Genomic DNA, 17,513 nt, shown 5'->3' on the forward strand with positions numbered 1-17,513 from the left:
GTGATGTGAGCGCCTGCCGCCTTCGTTGGGCTTTCAAGAACGGCCCTGAGTGATTACTGGTCGACCCAGGTGCTTTTCATAATGACGAAGAAAGTGTTGCCACTCCGGTTCGCTCCAATAGGAATGGCGCCTGAGTTGCAAAATGTCGTGCCGAGCCGCCCGCAATGAGCTGATTCGCCCATGGGACTTCTCGAGATCGAGCAGCGCAAGCTCGAACTCGGTATCGCTCGACGAATTGCGAACTTTGATAAAAATGTGTTTTGAGCGCATGCAGCCATGTTGCCAGCGGCCGAGATGCATTCGTGCCATTAACGACGCGAGTATTTCAAGCACATTGTCCAGTTGCTTGGGTGTGTATTGGTTTTTAGCGCCTTCGTTGTACCAGGATTCCAAATCCTGGAAACCGTTCAAGTCCTTGGTGACCAAGATGCCGTGCCAGACCCCTTTGATTTTTTGCGCACCGTAGTAAACCGGTTGAGGGGCGTTGACCCCAAGATGGAGTAACTTTGTGAGCGCGCGGCCTTCGCGCAAGGTGGTGGGGCGCCCCAGAGGATATCTCAGGCTGCGAAACAAATGACCCGTCTGACGTTTAACGTACACAGTCGCGCCGTTATGCAGAACTCGCTGCACTCCGCTTGTGCCACTCCTGCGAACGTTGGGTTCTTCTACCCAAGGGCCTGATGTATTCCACCAATAGGAAAAAATTTGGTCGGTTTGGCTCATCGCGCACTCCATTCTTGTGTTGTTATCAGCTGCGCCATTGGCCTTTTTGCTGGCTGGCATCATGCCGTTATTCAAACAGACGTTTCAATATTGGGCTTAGTTCCTTTGATGACGCGCTTATCCATTATTGAGCGGGAGCTACGGTCCAAAGGCAGTCGTGAGAGATGAAATGGTTTCGGCCAGAACAGTCGTCCGCAGGGGGCAGCATTCGGCTGATAGCTATCAGTCAGGTGCCATCATCACGGCCAGAGTCATCTTGATGAATTCCCGTATTACATGAAGAGTGTTTTATGTTCGGCAGGACGCTGGAGAAGGGAGTGAAAGTTGCGGTTTGTGGAAAACATCCTGATGTCATCAGAATTTCTGGAACGCCAGAAACGACAAAGCCCCGAATAATCAGGGCTTTGTCGTATCAAATATGGCGGAGGTGATGGGATTCGAACTCATGGACCTGTTACAGTCGACGGTTTTCAAGTCCGAAGATTAATTTTTAAATTTCAATGGTTTAGGTTGAATTCGTTTCCGCTGGACAGTATTTGTCAACGCTCTGGAGGCCTCTGAAATCAAGGGGTGGGAACTTATTTGCGGAAACGAAATGGCGGGTTATTTGGCGTTCTCGGTGGGCTCATTATTACCCTAAATTTCATAGCTGTAATCGAGAGACTGCGCTTGATGGAAAGCGACTTTCATCTGAGGTGTTTTTTCGCAGCCAACCTGGTCAGTCGTGACCGGCAGTAAACGGCCAAAAGCTGCCACGGTAACGGGTAGAAAGCGGCAAAATATAGTCGTTGGAGGAATGTCAACACGAAATCGATGTCCATTTCATCGACCGCCGGAGGCGGCCGTTATGACACTCGCTGGTTTTGGCCCTAGTGACGTGAAGCTTGATGAAATAGCTTATTGGAAACCTTAGATAATTAGGAATACTCTCTGAACGCACGCATTTGAACCGCAGATCTATGACCAGCCAAGAATTCTCTCAAGACATTAATGCTATCCACCGCATCAAAGCTGTGCCGGTGATATTGAGCATGGTCAAGCACGTCACTGGAATGCGGTTCGCCGCTGTCGCCAGGGTCACTGAAAGAAACTGGGTGGCGTGCGCAGTAGATGACTCCATCGAGTTCGGCTTGAAACCTGGCGACGAGCTGGTGCTTGAGTCAACGATCTGCCATGAAATTCGCCAGCACAGAAAACCGGTCATTTTCGGCCACGCCAGTAAACATCCCGTTTTTTCCCTGCATCACACGCCCAGAACCTATGGATTGGAAAGCTATATTTCTATTCCGATCATAAAGGCAAACGGCGAGTTTTTTGGGACACTGTGTGCCATCGACTCCGTGCCTGCTCATCTCGATGAACCGGCCATTGCCAACACACTTACGCTTTTCGCCCAATTGATAGCGTTGAGCCTCGATGCCCAGAATAATCTCGAGATTACCCAAGCGGAGTTAGTTAATGCCCAGGAGCACGGAAGGTTGCGCGAGCAATTCGTCGCCGTACTCGGGCATGATCTGCGCACGCCATTGAGCGCCATTCGTATGAGCGCCGATCTGCTGGAAACCAAAACAACGGACAAAAGATCGCTTAGCTTAATTTCAGCCATTCGTACTAGCTCCACACGCATGGGAAACCTGATCGAAAACGTGCTGGATTTTGCCCGGGGTCGAATGGGGAGCGGAATTCCAATCAAACGCCAACTTGTCGATGATCTGGGCAACACACTACGTTTGACTCTGAATGAGGTTCAAATCTCGCACCCTCGAGCTACATTTATTGAGTTGGTAGACATACCGGCCGGTGTCTATTGTGACCCTCTGCGTATCAGCCAGTTGCTTTCCAACTTGTTGGGAAACGCAGTCACCCACGGCTCATTAGCGTCGCCTATCACTGTTAAGGCCGACACTGAAGTGGACGAAATTGTTATATCTGTGACCAACCAAGGCCCCCCGATACCGCCGCACTTGTCGCCCTTGCTGTTTGAACCTTTCACCCGATCAGAGGCTGGACAACGTGGTGAAGGCTTGGGCTTGGGACTCTATATCGCCTCCCAAATTACCACTGCGCACGGAGGCAACCTGAGCGTAGTGTCCACACTCGAATCGGGAACTTGTTTCGTAGCAAGATTTCCCGCTCGTCTCAAACGTGCCTAAACAACGATCTTCATCCTTCAGATCATTGTTGAAGACGGTTAGGTCTTGATTCCATGCGCCAAAAAGCAAAAATACTACCACTGTTAGAATTATTCTTTTTGATTTGCTTTCGGGTGAACTAGGTTCCATAAACAGCTCTTGGGGGCATTAATCGTCGGAGGCAAAAATTTAAGTGGTGACGTCAGCGCGGGAGGGAAGAAGCTCATAAGTCAACCCTGCCTCATAAAACACCGTTCGCCACTCTAGAAAACCCGGACGGTATTCGCACAGAAGACGAACGATCTGCCCATCCTCTCCGACATAGACTTCTTCCACCAAAGCGATATCTCCTGGCGCTGCCTCGCGAGAGTTAATCCAATCAGTTAAAACTATTTTCGCTTGGTCAGCGCTGATTAGTTTTATGAAATCGCCTTTAGACAGTGCCATGTCCCTTCGCCTGGATTTTTACTGATAACAAATACATGAGCCTATCGGCTTTTTAAGACAAAGTCCTTCTTTTAGTCCAAAGGCTTCCTTTAGACGATGTTCGCTTCTGGCCGAAAGCGGTCCTTTCTGATGGGTGTTTTTTTGGCCGAAGGGGGGGACGATAAAAAGGCGGCGGAACATTATCAAACCACCGTGGGCCGCAACTCTTGCGCCAGTTCAATCAGTGCGCGCAATCGCGCCGGCACGAAGCGATGGCCCGAGTAGTAGAGCCTCAACCCGCCAAACGACGGGCACCATGGCATCAACACCGGCACCAGGGCGCCGCTCGCCAGTTCTTCTTGGATGAACCACTCGGAAATGAAACCAATGCCAAGGCCCAACACCACGGCCTGTTTGATGGCCAGCAACTCGTTGGAGGCGAAGCGCACCGGCAGATCCATCTGCAGCTTTTGGCCATCGCGCTCCAATTCCCACTGATAGAGGCCACCGTGGGCCATGCGCATGCAGATGCTCTGGTGGGTAAGCAGATCTCGTGGATGCTCGGGCACGCCGTGGCGTTCGAGGTACTCGGGCGTTGCTACCACGAGCATCCGGATGTCACCTGACAGTGGCACGGCAATCATGTCTTGCGGCACAGACTCCGCCAGGCGGATCCCGGCGTCGAAGCCACCGGCGATGATGTCGACCATGCTTGATTCGCTGACGATGTCGATGCGCACTTCGGGATAGCGCTGAGCGTACTGCTTCAATAGCGGATCCAACAGCAGGTAGGCCGCGCCATGCGGTGCATTGATGCGTAATGTGCCGCTGGGTTCATCAGGGCCGAGGCTGGCTTCTTCGCCGGCACTTTTGATCTGCGCCAACGCAGGGGCGATACGTGCCACATAGCGTTGCCCAATGTCGGTGAGGGCCACGCTGCGCGTGGAGCGATTGAACAGGCGCACTTTCAGGCGTGCTTCCAGGCCGGCCACCGCGCTGCTAACGGCGGTAGTGGACATGCCCAATTCCTGTGCTGCGCCGCGAAAACTGCTGCGTCGCGCCACGGCCAGAACCACTTCCAGCTCGGTCATTCCTGTTCTGTGCATGGATTGTCCTGAATATGCGGATGCTTCATAAGCCAAAGGGTGGCTTATCGGAATAATGAACCCTTCTTAGACTTCATCACAGAGGCTCGATTCAGGCGAGTCGTTTTTGAGCGAGGAGTCGCCATGCAACTCATTGAACATATCTACATCGACGGCGAGTTCGTCATTCCGCACGGTCAGGAATGGTTCGCCCTTCATAACCCGAGCACCGAGGAAGTCATCGGTCAGGTTCGGCTGGGCGATGCATTGGACGCACAGCGTGCGATCGCAGCCGCCAAGGTTGCGTTCCCGGCGTGGGCTCGTACTAGCCGGGGGGAGCGTATTGCGGCACTGCAACGCATGCACCGGGCCATGGCGGCAAGGGAGGAGGAACTGTTGGAAGCCATCCTCGTGGAATACGGCGCGCCTGCGGTTCGCGGGCGCTGGATGGCGACTTATCCGGCCGATGTGATTGCGCAAGCAATCGATGCACTGGAGGCGTTCGATTTCGAGGAACAGGTCGGCGTGGCCAGGGTCATTCTGACGCCCGTGGGCGTGACCGGTCTGATCACGCCCTGGAACAGCAATGCGGGCTTCATCTGCAACAAGCTGGCCACTGCGCTGGCGACAGGCTGCACCGCTGTCATCAAGCCCAGCGAGATGAGCGCGTTGCAGACGCAGGTCGTGGTCAGAGCGTTGCACGAAGCGGGGCTGCCACCGGGTGTATTCAATGTCGTCAACGGACGGGGCGATGTGGTTGGCGAGGAGATCGCCCGTCATCCCGACGTTGCCAAGATCTCGTTCACGGGTTCGTCCGCTGTCGGTCAGCATCTGGTAAGAACCGGTGCCGACACCATGAAGCGCGTGACGCTCGAATTGGGCGGCAAGTCCCCCACCGTGGTGCTTGACGATGCTGATTTCCAAGCGGTCATGCCGTTGGTGCTGCAAGCCGGATTTCTCAACAGCGGCCAGGCTTGCATCGCGGGCACTCGCATCCTCGTGCCGCGCAGCCGGCTGGCAGAGTTCGAGCGGATTGCGAAGGAGGGTGTCTCACAGATTCAATCGGGCGATCCACGCAACGCCGACACCGACATCGGTCCGATGGTGAGCCAGAAACAATGGGAGCGGGTGCAGCGCTACATCCGTACCGGCCACGAAGAAGGCGCGAGGTTGCTGGCGGGTGGCGAAGGTCGCCCGGAAGGCTTGCATGCCGGATGGTTCGTGAAGCCCACGATCTTCACTGATGCCACCAACCGGATGCGCATCGCGCGTGAGGAAATTTTCGGCCCCGTGCTGACGATCATCCCCTACGAGGATGATGCCGATGCGATCAGCATTGCCAACGATACGGACTATGGGCTGAGCGCCCTGGTGCTGGGAAAAAGCTCCGAACGTTGTATGAACGTCGCCCGTCAGATCGATTCGGGACGCGTGCTCATCAACACCCTGGCCCACGAACCGCGTGCCCCCTTCGGTGGATTCAAGCATTCAGGCCTTGGGCGCGAAATGGGCAGGTGGGGGATGAGCGCGTATTTGGAGCCAAAGACGTTGATCAGCTATGACCCATTGAATTGACTGGGTCAGGTTCCTGTCTGGGAGCACTGGATGAGGAATGGCGGTTAGCGTCCGCTTTTGGCTGTGGATTCAACCGATCGATGCAACACAACTAAATTCTGTGTAAGCAGAAGGAGTGTTGTAGATGAAGCAGAGACCTCGGATCTATTACACCGAAAGCCAAAAACGACAAAGCCCTGAATAATCAGGGCTTTGTCGTATCAAATATGGCGGAGGCGATGGGATTCGAACTCATGGACCTGTTACAGTCGACGGTTTTCAAGACCGTTGCCTTAAACCACTCGGCCACACCTCCGTTGCGTTGCGGGCGCCATAATACCTGAATGAAACACACTGTCAAACTCTGTGCATGGCTTGTTACAGAGCGTCTGTTATGATCTTTGCGACTGAACGTTTCAAACCAACAGGAGTGTCGCCATGCGCGAACAGGATTACGCAGTTCACAACAGCGTGCAGGCTGAGCAGCTAGAGGTTAGCCGCGTCCTGCGCAACACTTACGGTCTACTGGCGCTCACCCTCGCATTTAGCGGTGTGATGGCGTTCGTGGCCCAGCAGATGCGGGTCGGCTACCCGAACATTTTCGTGGTACTGATCGGTTTCTACGGTCTGTTCTTCCTTACCAACAAGCTTCGTGACTCTGCCTGGGGCCTGGTGTCGGCATTTGCCCTGACCGGTTTCATGGGTTTCCTGCTCGGCCCGATCCTCAACCGTTACCTGGGCATGCAGGGCGGCGCTGAAGTGGTCAGCTCCGCGTTTGCGATGACGGCACTGGTGTTCGGTGGCCTGTCGGCCTACGTGCTGATCACCCGCAAGGACATGAGCTTCCTTGGTGGCTTCATCACCGCTGGTTTCTTCGTCCTGCTGGGCGCGACGCTGGCGAGCATGTTCTTCCAGATCAGCGGCCTGCAACTGGCGATCAGCGCAGGTTTCGTGCTGTTCTCGTCGGTCTGCATCCTGTTCCAGACCAGCGCCATCATCCACGGCGGCGAGCGCAACTACATCATGGCGACCATCAGCCTGTATGTATCGATCTACAACCTGTTCGTCAGCCTGTTGCAGATCTTCGGCATCATGAGCCGCGACGACTGATCGCCTCACCGCTACAAACAAGAAACCCGCGAAAGCGGGTTTTTTGTTGCCAGCGGAAAAGGGAGCAGACGATCAATTGATCTCGATGCTGCCATCAGCCTGTTGCTTGTAGATCGTGTAGGGCAGCAGCAACGTATCGAGCACGCCCGACACGGCCGCATCGACCAGCAGACCCGGTGTAGCGTTCTTGTAGTTGAACGCATCGACGTCATCCGGCTTTTCGGCGTGCAGCATGCAGAAGTCGTACGTCACGCCACTGTAGATGCGCGGTACAGCGCCGCAGTAGGATTTTTTAGCCTTCAACTGGTCGGTGGAAAACTTATCGCTGAACGCCACGGTCTGCACCGTCCCGCACCCGGCCAGCATCAACACAGAAAGCATCATTGCCTGAATTTTCATACCGCCAATCCTTCGCCGGAAAAGACTCAAACTACGCCGCTCAGGCCATCGGTGGCAATCGACGTTTCACCGGGGTCTTCTTGACGATCGCGGTATTGGTTTCCGCCAGCGTATTCAGCCGATCAAGCAGGGTGTCCAACTGTTCCATCGAACGCACATGCAAACGGGCAATGAAGCAATCCTCGCCGGTCACCTTGTCGCACTCGGTGAACTCGGGAATCGATAGAATCTGCCGCTCGACCTCCTGCAACTGCCCCGGTAATGGCCGCACCCGGACAATCGCCTGCAACTGATAACCGAAGCATTTCGGGTCAACTTCAACGGTGTAACCCTTGAGCACACCGCGTTCCTCCAGCCGCCGCAGGCGCTCGGCCACGCTCGGCGATGACAACCCGCTGATTTGCGCCAGGGCCTTGAGCGAGCGCCGCGAATCCTCCATCAGGGCCCCGATCAGGATCTGGTCGATATCGTCGGTCATACAAGAAACTCCCACATTAGGCGAATGGCACAAACTACCCTTGATAAAAAAGGCAGAAACCGAGTTTAGCCTGCTTTTTCCGCTGGAGAGGCCCCGATCTCGCTTGGCATACTTTTGCCACACATTAAGGAGATAGATGATGGACAAAACAATCCGTCGCGGCTCATTCGAAATGACCGCCGCCATGCTGATATCCGGGACGATCGGCTGGTTCGTGCTGGTGTCGGGGCAACCGGTGCTGGACGTGGTGTTCTGGCGCTGCCTGTTCGGCGCCGGCACCTTGTTGCTGATCTGCGCCGCGTTCGGCTTTCTGCGCCCAGGCATTCTGACCCGCACCACATTCCTGCTGGCGGTGCTCAGCGGGGTGGCAATCGTCGGCAACTGGGTGCTGTTGTTCGCCTCCTATTCAAGGGCCTCGATTGCCATCGGCACGGCGGTGTACAACGTGCAGCCGTTCATGCTGGTGGGTTTGGCGGCGCTGTTTCTCGGCGAGAGGATCACCCTGCAGAAGATGTTCTGGCTGGCGATTTCTTTCATGGGAATGCTGGCCATCGTCAGTGCCCACGGCGGGCAGGGCGAGGGTGGCAATGATTACCTGATGGGGATTGCGCTGGCGCTGGGGGCGGCGTTTCTGTACGCCATCGCCGCGTTGATCATCAAGCGTCTGACTGGCACGCCGCCGCATCTGATCGCGCTGATCCAGGTCTGCACCGGCGTGCTGTTGCTCGCGCCGTTCGCGCATTTTTCAGCGATGCCCGAGGCACCGAGTGCCTGGGCCAGTCTGGTAACGCTGGGCATCGTTCACACGGGGCTGATGTACGTGCTGCTTTACGGCGCGATCCAGAAACTGCCGACCGCATTGACCGGCGCGCTGTCATTCATCTACCCGATCGCGGCGATTTTCGTTGACTGGTTTGCCTTCGGTCATCAACTGCAAACCCTGCAATGGATCGGCGTGGCGGCGATTCTATTGGCCGCTGCGGGCATGCAACAGGGTTGGGGATTGAAGGCGCGGCGCCTGGCCGCGCAGTAAACCCTAGATATTCCAGCGCGGCGCGGTCTTCGCCAGGCGCTGGCGCATCTCGCCGATGTTGGCCGCCAGTTGCCGGGTCAACAAACGGTAGCCATCGAGCGCGTTGTAGACCGGCGTGTCGAGACTGGCGTCCGGCAACTCCACCGGGCGCCCCAGTCTCTGGGCCGCACCGGATTTCAACGCTCGGGCCATGCCGATCAATTGCACGCGAATGTGCCGGTGCTCAGTCTTGAGCGCGGCTTGCAGATGCGCCATGGCGTCGGGGTCGTTGGCATCCGGGCGAATGTTGCCGAGGATTTCCAGGGTGCTGATGCACATGCGCAGGTTGCGCTGGATGGCGTCCAGCTCAGTCATCGAGACTTTGACTTCCTTGGACACCGACGGCATCAGCGAGCGCAGTTGCACCATCACCGCGTTCAGCCGGCTCATCAACTTCAAGTGTTCGTCGGCCGTCACCGGTTGGCCGCCAATGATCCGCCCGTACACCGTGGCGCAGTCGCGCAGCGCGTCGGCCAGGTTGTAGCGCCACGAGTACACCGCGTACAGCGGCAGGGCGAAGGAAAAGGCCAGGGCCAGGGCGATACCGATCAGGATATCGACCCCGCGCCACAGCCCGTCGGTGATCGGGTTGTCGCCATGCCCGGCGACAATGAACACGGTAATGGCCGAGAGCAGGGCGGTGTAGCCGCCCTTGCCGATGGCGTGATACGAGAAAAATCCGCAGACCACTGCCATCGCAAAATAGGTCAGCCACGGCATGCCGAGCCACGCCTGTTGCGCCACGATCAACAAACCGACGCCGGCACCGATCAAGGTGCCGGTGGCACGCTCGGCGGCTTTCTTGCCGATGTTGCCGTGGTGCTGCAGGCCGCCGATCACCACCAGCATGGTCACCGACGCCCATTCGCCGTGGGGCAGATTGATGCCGGTGGTCAGCAGGATTGTCGCCAGCAACCCCAACGCGACCCGCACCGCGTGAATCGTTCGAGCATGGCGATAACGTCGATACGGGTCGAGCAACGGCCGCAGGATCCGCCGCAACAGCGGCGGCCAGCGGTGGGGGCTGAAAGTGCTCAGCGCTGATTCCTCCTCAGAAGATGTAGTCGGTGGCGATGAAGTTCGAATCCCGTCCGCGAATGATTTCGCTGATCAGATCCTTGTTGGGTTCCTGGAACTTGGTCGCCACCAGGGTGCGGATCGAAAACACCCGCAGTGCATCGTGTACCGACAGCGTGCCTTCGGCGGAGTTCTTGCGACCGTTGAACGGGTAGGTGTCCGGGCCGCGCTGGCACTGGGCGTTGAGGTTGATCCGCCCGACCTGGTTGGCGAAGGTGTCGACGAGCCGGCCGACGGCCACCGGGTTGGTGCCGAAGATGCTCAGTTGCTGGCCGAAGTCCGATTCCAGCACGTAGTCGATCACGGTATCGAGGTGACGGTACGGCACAATCGGCACCACCGGCCCGAACTGCTCTTCCTGATAAACGCGCATCTGCGGCGTCACCGGGTACAGCACCGCCGGGTAGAAGAACGATTCCCGCGACTCGCCACCATTCGGATTGACCACCTGGGCGCCTTTGCTCTGCGCGTCAGCCACCAGCCCGTGCAGGTAATCGACCTTGCCCGACTCCGGCAACGGCGTCAGCGACACGCCGTTGTCCCACGGCATGCCCGGTTTGAGGCTGGCCAGTTTGGCGTTGAATTTCTCGATGAAACTGTCCACCACATCTTCATGCACGAACAGAATCTTCAACGCGGTGCAGCGCTGGCCGTTGAACGACAGGGAGCCGGTGACCGCTTCGCTCACCGCATTGTCCAGATCGACTTCCGGCAGGACGATGCCGGGGTTCTTCGCATCCAGGCCCAATGCTGCGCGCAAGCGGTGTGGTTTCGGGTGCAGTTTTTTCAGGTCGCTGGCGGCCTTGTTGGTGCCGATGAAGGCGAAGATGTCGATCTTGCCGCTGGCCATCAGTGCACTGACGGTCTCGCGGCCGCTGCCGTAGATCACGTTGATCACGCCGGTGGGGAAGCTGTCGCGGAAGGCTTCAAGCAAAGGACGGATCAGCAGTACGCCGAGTTTTGCCGGTTTGAATACCACGGTGTTACCCATGATCAGCGCCGGAATCAGCGTGGTGAAGGTTTCGTTCAGCGGATAGTTGTAAGGGCCCATGCACAGCGCTACGCCGAGCGGAACGCGGCGGATCTGGCCGAGGGTGTCCTGTTCCAGCTCGAAGCGGCTGGAGCGGCGGTCGAGTTCTTTCAGCGCATTGATGGTGTCGACGATGTAGTCGCAGGTGCGGTCGAATTCCTTCTCCGAGTCCTTGAGGTTCTTGCCGATTTCCCACATCAGCAGCTTCACCACGGCGTCGCGTTGCTGGCGCATGCGCCCGAGGAAGGCTTCGACGTGCTGGATGCGTTCGGCGACGCGCATGGTTGGCCACAGGCCCTGGCCCCGGTCATAGGCGCGCACGGCGGCGTCGAGGGCGGTGAGGGCGGTGTCGGCGTCCAGCAGCGGCGTGCTGCCGAGGATCACTTGTTCGTCGCCATTATCGCCGTGCAGATAGACCGGACTGCGCACGGTGGCAAGCGGGCCATCCCAGCGGCGCAACTGGCCATCGACCAGGTATTCGCGTTGCTCGACCTGACCGTCGAGGCGGTATTTTTCCGGGATGTCGCTGACAGAAGGGAACAGGTTGCCAAGGATGTTTGCTGTGGTCATGTCGCTACCCCGCGTCATTGAAAAAGTCTGTAACGGTTATACGCCTGAATGCGCCGAAATTTAAACCCGCAAATGTCACGCGAATGTCACCCAAAGGCGCAGGGCAGAGGGGATGACACCGCAGCTCCCACAGGTTTTCAGCAATACCCGATTCTTCAGGGAACCCGACTGGCCCCGGATGCCCCCCTCACTGTCCCGCAATGCCCTCAGCCCGCCGCCGTCGCTGCCTTAAGGTGGGAGCACAACAATAAGCGGCACCTCACGCGAGGATTTTTATGCGGGCATCCCGTTTCACCTGGCTGCTGTTGCTGGCCGTTGCACTGGCCGGCTGCGGCGAAGACGCCAAACCCCCGACCTCATCCGGCATCGCCCCGGGTGCCATGCCCTCCGACCCGGCGCTGGCGCAGATCTACGCCAACAGCTGCCAGCTCTGCCACGCCAACCCCGCCGCCAATGCGCCGCTGACCGGCGACCGCAAGGCCTGGGAACCGCGCATCCAGCAGGGCGCCGACACGCTGCTCGACCACGCTATCAACGGCTACAACGGCATGCCGCCGATGGGTCAGTGCGTCGAGTGCTCGGAAGAACAATTCCTTCAGTTGATCGGCTTCATGGCCGACCAGCCGCTCCCACAATAAGGATCCTGGCATGCCGATAGATCTGACACGCCGGCAGTTATTGCAACGGGCAAGCATCGTCGGCGCGTTCAGCGCGCTGGCCTGCAATCCGGCGCTGGGCCAGTTGATGCGCGCACCTCGGCTGATTCCCTGGCGCAACTGGTCGGGCGGGCAGAGTTGCCTGCCGGCGGCGCGAGTGGCACCGAAAAATCTCGATGAACTGACCGCAGTGATTCAGCAGGCGCCGGGCAGGATTCGCCCGGTCGGTTCGGCGCATTCCTTCAGTGCTTTGGTGCCCACCGACGGCACGTTGCTGTCGCTGAGCTACTTCAACGGTCTGCTCGATCACGACCCGAAAACCCTGCAAGCGGAATTCGCCGCCGGCACGCCGATGTCGCGTATGGGCACGCCGCTCAAGGACATCGGCCAGGCCCTGCAAAACATGGCCGATATCGACTACCAGACCCTCGCCGGGGCGATTTCCACCTCGACCCACGGCACCGGAAAAACCTTCCAGTCTTACTCGGCCCATGTCTGCGGGATGCAACTGGTAACCGCCAGCGGCGAGGTGCTGGACTGCGACAGCCAACGTCATCCCGAAGTGTTCAACGCTGCCCGTGTGTCCCTCGGTGCGCTGGGCGTGGCCACCAGAATCCGCCTGCAAAACCGCCCGGCCTATCGCCTGCGGGAAACCCAGTGGATCGCCAAGACCGAAGAGCTGCTGGAAGACATCGACAAGAACACAAGCGAAAACCAGCACTGGGAAATGCTCGTCGTCACTCATTCCGACTACGCCTTGTCGATCGCCCTCAACGAAACCACTGATCCGCCCACGCCGCCGATTCCGCCCGAAGAGGAGGGCGGCAACGAGTTCGTGACCCTGATCGAGAAGATCGACAAGTACGGCAGCGATTTCCCGAGCCTGCGCAGCTCGTTGCTCAACAGCCTGCGGCATCTGGCGAGTTTCGATGATCGGGTCGGCGACTCGTTCGACATCTACGCCAACGTGCGCACAGTGCGCTTCAACGAGATGGAATATTCGGTGCCCGCCGAACACGGCCCGGCCTGTCTGCGCGAGATTCTCAAGCTGATCCGCGACAAGGACCTGCGCACCTGGTTTCCCATCGAATACCGCTACGTGAAGGCTGACGACATTCCGCTGAGCATGTTCGAGGGCCGCGACAGCTGCTCGATCTCGGTCCACCAGCATTACCAGATGGACCATCACAACTTCTTCGCCGCCGTCGAGCCGATCTTCTGGAAGTACAACGGCCGCCCGCACTGGGGCAAGTTGCACTCGCTCAATGCCCGCACGTTGCAAACGCTCTATCCGCGCTGGCAGGAATTCATTCAGGTACGCCAGGCGCTGGACCCGAGCGGCAAGTTTCTCAACGGGCATCTGTCGTCGATTCTGGGGGTGAGCTGATGGCGGTCAATCGACGTAATTTCGTGCTCGGGACTTTGGGTGTTGGCGCTTTGCTGGTGGGGGTTGGCGCATGGTTGCGGCCGGGGGATCGCGGCGGGCCTTACAGTGACTATTTCCGGGCGCTGAACAACGAACTCAAGACCAAAGGGCCGATGCGCCCGGTGCTGCTGATCGATCTGGATCGGCTGGATCACAACATCGATGTGGTGATGCGCTCGGTCAAACGCGCAGGCAAGCAGTTGCGGCTGGTGGAGAAATCCCTGCCATCGCCGGGCCTGCTCAGCTACATCAGTCAACGGGCGGGGACGCAGCGACTGATGTCGTTTCATCAGCCGTTTCTCAATCACGATGCGGTGACGTTTCCGCAGTCGGACATTCTGTTGGGCAAGCCGTTGCCGGTACGCTCGGCGGAGATTTTCTACCAGACCCACAAAGGCCCGTTCGACCCGACGAAGCAACTGCAATGGCTGATCGACAACCCCGAACGCTTGCAGCAATACCTCGCACTGGCCCAGGGATTGGGCACGCGGATGCGGATCAACATCGAGCTGGACGTCGGCCTGCACCGAGGCGGCGTCAGTGATGTGAACGTGCTCGGGCAGATGCTCGCGCTGATCGCCGCCAACCCGCAGCACCTGGTGTTTGCCGGGTTCATGGGCTACGACCCGTTCGTGGGCATGGGCGTGCCGGGGATTCTCGGTTCGCCCGAAGAACTGTTAGCCAGGGTGATGGTGATTTATCAACGCTGCGTCGACTTCACCCGGCAGCAATATCCGGCGTTGTGGCATGACGGCTTGTGCCTGAACACTGCTGGCAGCCCGAGTTATCGCATGCATGAAAACGAACACCTGAGCAGTGAAGTATCGGTGGGGACGGCGATGCTCAAGCCGACGCATTACGACTTGCCGTCGCTGGTCGAACACGAGCCTGCCGCGTACATCGCCACGCCGGTGTTGAAAAGCACGGGGCCGGTGAACATCCCGGCGCTGGACGACAAGTCGAAACTGTTTTCGTGGTGGGACACCAACCAGCGCCAGACCTTCTTCATCTACGGCGGCAACTGGATGGCTGAGTTCGAATCGCCGCCGGGCCTGCAGAGTAACGGTGTGTATGGCCGAAGTTCGAATCAGGAGATGGTCAATGGTTCAAATGCCGTGGGGCTGACGGTGGAGGATCAGGTGTTCCTGCGACCGACCCAGACTGAAGCCGTCCTCCTGCAATTCGGTGACTTGCTGGCGGTACGTGGCGGCAAGATCGTCGATACCTGGCCGGTGTATACATGAAGGTTAGTCGGATTTGAATCCCGGCAGGCCTTGGGATATGCGCCATTCTTTTATGGTTCGGGTTATTCCTTCCGCTGAGTCATCGGCCTCGGGCAGCGGACGATAGATCAGGTTCATCTTCTCCGGATGCCCGACGATCTTGTTGAAGTGGCGAACCAGCAAGTCGGCGCGGGTATCAGAAGGCGCCTGGTCCTCTTTGAATATTTCTTCCAGAAAACTAACGAACTCGCGCTCCGTGTATTCAGAAATGTTGTTTTTGATAAAGGGATCCTTCATTTTCTTTCCTTAATTCTGATGTACGTCAATGTGGTTTCGAGGTGTGTTAACTCGCATGTTATCGACGTCGTAAACCGGACCACCCTCTGAAATCAGCTCCACGTGATGTATCTCATGCGAGATCCTTGAGCCTGCCACATCCGAAATATCGACACGCGGGGCTTTTCCTGCTCGCATACGATCCAGATCCCTGCGCGAAAACTGGGAACTCAATTCCGGCCTTTTCGATACGGCGGTCCAGAACGCTCGTCGGAATGCATCGAAGCTGGAGAAACGACGTCCTCTTAATTGACTGGCCATATTGGTTGGAATTGGCGCTCCGAGTCCGGAACGGGCAGTGTCGAGCCATCGTCCCTCCACATCCTCACCCACCCCCGTCACAACCCCCGGCTCATACCGCGTGCTGAGCACCACATAAATCGGTGCCAGCCCCGCATCCGCCGGAAACCAGACGATCGCGTCGTGATAATCCGGCGGATGCTGCGGATTGACGAGGATGCGGTCAGTCTTCTCGCCCGGCGGATAGACCCAGATCGTCGGCAGCGGCGGGGCGCCTTCCAGGGCTGGGATGGGTGGCGCGTCGTCGGGATTGGCGGCAGGTGTCCAGATCAGGCCGATGCCGTGGCCGAGGTCGGCGACGAAGTGTTCGCCTTCTCGTTGCGCCTTGATGACCGGGACGAACTCCCAGTCTTTCTTGCCACCCGTGTAGAAGCCGTAGGCGCTGATTGAGCCGTCGGGCAGTGTCTTGGCACTGAAGCGCACACGGGTGCGGCCGCTGGCGAGTAGTGCGTATTGTTCGGTTGTGTAAAAAGCGCTGTCGGACGAGGTATCCGTGTTGGGGATCAACAACGCCAGCGTGCCGACGGTACTGGCGCCACTCAACAGGCTGAGCCCGAGCGAACCGCCGAGCCGCTGGGCCAGCGCCCGACCGCTTCCGGAGCCTGCCACCCATTTCAATGGCACGCCTTCAGCGCTTATCGGCACCTGGCTGCCAAGAACGGCCCACTGACCGTACTCGGCCAGGCGTTCGGTCGGGATGAAACCGGCCGGATTTTTGTGATCTATCACGCCGTCCGAAAGGTTGCAGCTTATGGCGAACACACAACCCCGGCCGGGCGCTTGCGGACGCTGCTCGATCTGGCGCAAGTGCCGATCTTCATACGCCTGCTGGCGGGCGATCATTGCGTCGTAGGTCGCTTCTCGGGCTTTGAATTCGGCGAACTCGGTCGACGTCATGTCCCGTGGGACAAGCCTGCCGTGTCCGGCGCCGCCATTGCCGCCCCGGTCTTCCCAGACCTGGGGAATGTCGTTGTCCCGCGCCATGGTTGTTTTTCTGCATGTAACCGAAGAGGCGCGAAACCTAACCGGGCGGCCCCTGACCTGGCGTTAGGACGTTTCCTAAATGCAGCGCTGAAATTTCCTGTTTCGCGGTGTTGCTGCAGCTTCCTCAATCCTCAGTGGATTTCTGTAATGAAGCTTTTATGACAAAAGTTCGGTAGCACATCGCCAGTCCGGTCATGCCTATGTAACGCGCTTGAGGGGCCCTGAGGGGCGCTTTTCACAAGCCGAGGCGGGACGCCGGGAGTGAGGCAATGGGGACTATGGAACGCTACTCGAAAGTGGGCATGCAGGAACTCGATCAACGCCTGTCGAAGATCGTCGAAGCCGCGCGCAAGAAGCCGGTTTCTGTGTATCGCTACGGCGCGCCGTGGGTCTGGATCGTCTCGCAGGATGACTGGCAGGGCGCCTTGAAGGAGGTCTCCAGCTACATTCCGCCGGGGCATTCGCTGGTGCTGCTGCGCCCGCAGATCGACGACCTGCTCGACGCCCACCGCGACCTCCTGCACGAACTCAATGCCCGACCCGGCATGCTGATCGCCCCGCAGACGGTCATGCACATTCTGCTGCTGCAACTGCTGTATTCAGTACCCAGCGAGCAGCAGCTCTACGAACAGCTCAATTACAACCTGCTGTTTCGCTGGTTCGTCGGCCTTGGCCTGAACCAGAAAGTCTGGAGCTTCAACGTCCTCAGTCGCGACATCGCCACGCTGCTCAACGAGCCGCGTGCGGTGCAGCTCATCCAGAAAATCATCGGTGAAGTGTTCTGCGGCGCGCTGCTGCAAATGCCCGAGTTCTCCTTGAACTTCGCGCTGCTGCACACCTGGCTGGGCAAGCACACCGGGGCCTGCACTTCAGCAATCAAGAACGCCAGTAACTGACGCACACGCAAGGCGCATGAGCGCCAACAGGTCATC

At 58.2% G+C, this 17,513-nt stretch carries 17 protein-coding genes and 1 tRNA gene; 8 read left to right on the forward strand and 10 right to left on the reverse strand.

The window, feature by feature from the left end:
* Nucleotides 1-33: 33 nt before the first annotated feature.
* Nucleotides 34-723, reverse strand: coding sequence for a lipopolysaccharide kinase InaA family protein (locus QLG12_RS03400; RefSeq protein ID WP_282473914.1), 690 nt, complete (start codon nt 721-723; stop codon nt 34-36).
* Between the two features lie 959 nt (nt 724-1,682).
* Between QLG12_RS03400 and QLG12_RS03405 the strand changes: the two genes are divergently transcribed.
* Nucleotides 1,683-2,876 carry a GAF domain-containing sensor histidine kinase gene (locus tag QLG12_RS03405; RefSeq protein WP_197868260.1) on the forward strand — a complete coding sequence of 398 codons (1,194 nt, stop codon included), beginning with the start codon at nt 1,683-1,685 and terminating at the stop codon, nt 2,874-2,876.
* 168 nt (nt 2,877-3,044) lie between these two features.
* Here QLG12_RS03405 and QLG12_RS03410 read toward each other — a convergent pair whose 3' ends face one another.
* Together QLG12_RS03410 and QLG12_RS03415 are read right to left on the reverse strand one after the other, a co-directional pair.
* Nucleotides 3,045-3,302 (reverse strand): hypothetical protein, encoded by a 258-nt coding sequence (locus tag QLG12_RS03410; RefSeq protein ID WP_011334177.1) that lies wholly within the window; start codon nt 3,300-3,302, stop codon nt 3,045-3,047.
* Nucleotides 3,303-3,484: 182 nt separating this feature from the next.
* On the reverse strand, nt 3,485-4,387 hold the full coding sequence (locus QLG12_RS03415) for a LysR family transcriptional regulator (RefSeq protein WP_166673454.1): 903 nt from the start codon (nt 4,385-4,387) through the stop codon (nt 3,485-3,487).
* Nucleotides 4,388-4,510: 123 nt separating this feature from the next.
* Between QLG12_RS03415 and QLG12_RS03420 the strand changes: the two genes are divergently transcribed.
* Complete coding sequence (locus QLG12_RS03420) at nt 4,511-5,941, forward strand: aldehyde dehydrogenase family protein (RefSeq protein WP_282473915.1); 1,431 nt, start codon at nt 4,511-4,513, stop codon at nt 5,939-5,941.
* A gap of 207 nt (nt 5,942-6,148) precedes the next feature.
* Here the strand turns inward: QLG12_RS03420 and QLG12_RS03425 are convergent.
* Nucleotides 6,149-6,236 (reverse strand) — tRNA-Ser (locus tag QLG12_RS03425).
* Nucleotides 6,237-6,358: 122 nt separating this feature from the next.
* Between QLG12_RS03425 and QLG12_RS03430 the strand changes: the two genes are divergently transcribed.
* Nucleotides 6,359-7,030, forward strand: coding sequence for a Bax inhibitor-1/YccA family protein (locus QLG12_RS03430; RefSeq protein ID WP_007955123.1), 672 nt, complete (start codon nt 6,359-6,361; stop codon nt 7,028-7,030).
* A 72-nt stretch (nt 7,031-7,102) separates the two neighbouring features.
* Here QLG12_RS03430 and QLG12_RS03435 read toward each other — a convergent pair whose 3' ends face one another.
* The gene (locus QLG12_RS03435) at nt 7,103-7,429 is read right to left on the reverse strand and encodes a YceK/YidQ family lipoprotein (RefSeq protein ID WP_197868255.1); all 327 of its coding nucleotides are present in this window, start codon (nt 7,427-7,429) and stop codon (nt 7,103-7,105) included.
* 40 nt (nt 7,430-7,469) lie between these two features.
* The gene (locus QLG12_RS03440) at nt 7,470-7,907 is read right to left on the reverse strand and encodes an Lrp/AsnC family transcriptional regulator (RefSeq protein ID WP_197868254.1); all 438 of its coding nucleotides are present in this window, start codon (nt 7,905-7,907) and stop codon (nt 7,470-7,472) included.
* 139 nt (nt 7,908-8,046) lie between these two features.
* Here QLG12_RS03440 and QLG12_RS03445 point away from each other — a divergent pair, with 139 nt between their 5' ends.
* Nucleotides 8,047-8,940, forward strand: a complete 894-nt coding sequence (locus QLG12_RS03445; protein WP_064381846.1) for a DMT family transporter — start codon at nt 8,047-8,049, stop codon at nt 8,938-8,940.
* Nucleotides 8,941-8,943: 3 nt separating this feature from the next.
* Here QLG12_RS03445 and QLG12_RS03450 read toward each other — a convergent pair whose 3' ends face one another.
* Both QLG12_RS03450 and QLG12_RS03455 read right to left on the reverse strand, forming a co-directional pair.
* Nucleotides 8,944-9,984: an FUSC family protein gene (locus tag QLG12_RS03450; protein WP_197868355.1), complete on the reverse strand. Its 1,041-nt coding sequence runs from the start codon at nt 9,982-9,984 to the stop codon at nt 8,944-8,946.
* A 46-nt stretch (nt 9,985-10,030) separates the two neighbouring features.
* Nucleotides 10,031-11,656, reverse strand: a complete 1,626-nt coding sequence (locus QLG12_RS03455) for an NADP-dependent glyceraldehyde-3-phosphate dehydrogenase (protein ID WP_197868253.1) — start codon at nt 11,654-11,656, stop codon at nt 10,031-10,033.
* Between the two features lie 275 nt (nt 11,657-11,931).
* Between QLG12_RS03455 and QLG12_RS03460 the strand changes: the two genes are divergently transcribed.
* From QLG12_RS03460 to QLG12_RS03470, 3 genes are all read left to right on the forward strand, one after another.
* Nucleotides 11,932-12,294, forward strand: a complete 363-nt coding sequence (locus tag QLG12_RS03460) for a c-type cytochrome (protein ID WP_197868252.1) — start codon at nt 11,932-11,934, stop codon at nt 12,292-12,294.
* A gap of 76 nt (nt 12,295-12,370) precedes the next feature.
* Nucleotides 12,371-13,699 (forward strand): D-arabinono-1,4-lactone oxidase, encoded by a 1,329-nt coding sequence (locus tag QLG12_RS03465; RefSeq protein ID WP_282474082.1) that lies wholly within the window; start codon nt 12,371-12,373, stop codon nt 13,697-13,699.
* A 74-nt stretch (nt 13,700-13,773) separates the two neighbouring features.
* Nucleotides 13,774-14,982, forward strand: coding sequence for a DSD1 family PLP-dependent enzyme (locus tag QLG12_RS03470; protein WP_282474083.1), 1,209 nt, complete (start codon nt 13,774-13,776; stop codon nt 14,980-14,982).
* 3 nt (nt 14,983-14,985) lie between these two features.
* Here the strand turns inward: QLG12_RS03470 and QLG12_RS03475 are convergent, their stop codons facing one another.
* Both QLG12_RS03475 and QLG12_RS03480 read right to left on the reverse strand, forming a co-directional pair.
* Nucleotides 14,986-15,258: a bacteriocin immunity protein gene (locus QLG12_RS03475; RefSeq protein WP_282473916.1), complete on the reverse strand. Its 273-nt coding sequence runs from the start codon at nt 15,256-15,258 to the stop codon at nt 14,986-14,988.
* Between the two features lie 9 nt (nt 15,259-15,267).
* The gene (locus QLG12_RS03480) at nt 15,268-16,581 is read right to left on the reverse strand and encodes an S-type pyocin domain-containing protein (RefSeq protein ID WP_282473917.1); all 1,314 of its coding nucleotides are present in this window, start codon (nt 16,579-16,581) and stop codon (nt 15,268-15,270) included.
* Between the two features lie 269 nt (nt 16,582-16,850).
* On the opposite strand from QLG12_RS03480, the gene QLG12_RS03485 reads away from it, so the two are divergent.
* The gene (locus QLG12_RS03485) at nt 16,851-17,477 is read left to right on the forward strand and encodes a transposase (protein ID WP_064381840.1); all 627 of its coding nucleotides are present in this window, start codon (nt 16,851-16,853) and stop codon (nt 17,475-17,477) included.
* The last annotated feature ends 36 nt before the right edge of the window (nt 17,478-17,513 follow it).

Source organism: Pseudomonas sp. V88_4, assembly GCF_029967985.1.
GTDB classification, from domain to species: domain Bacteria; phylum Pseudomonadota; class Gammaproteobacteria; order Pseudomonadales; family Pseudomonadaceae; genus Aquipseudomonas; species Aquipseudomonas glycinae.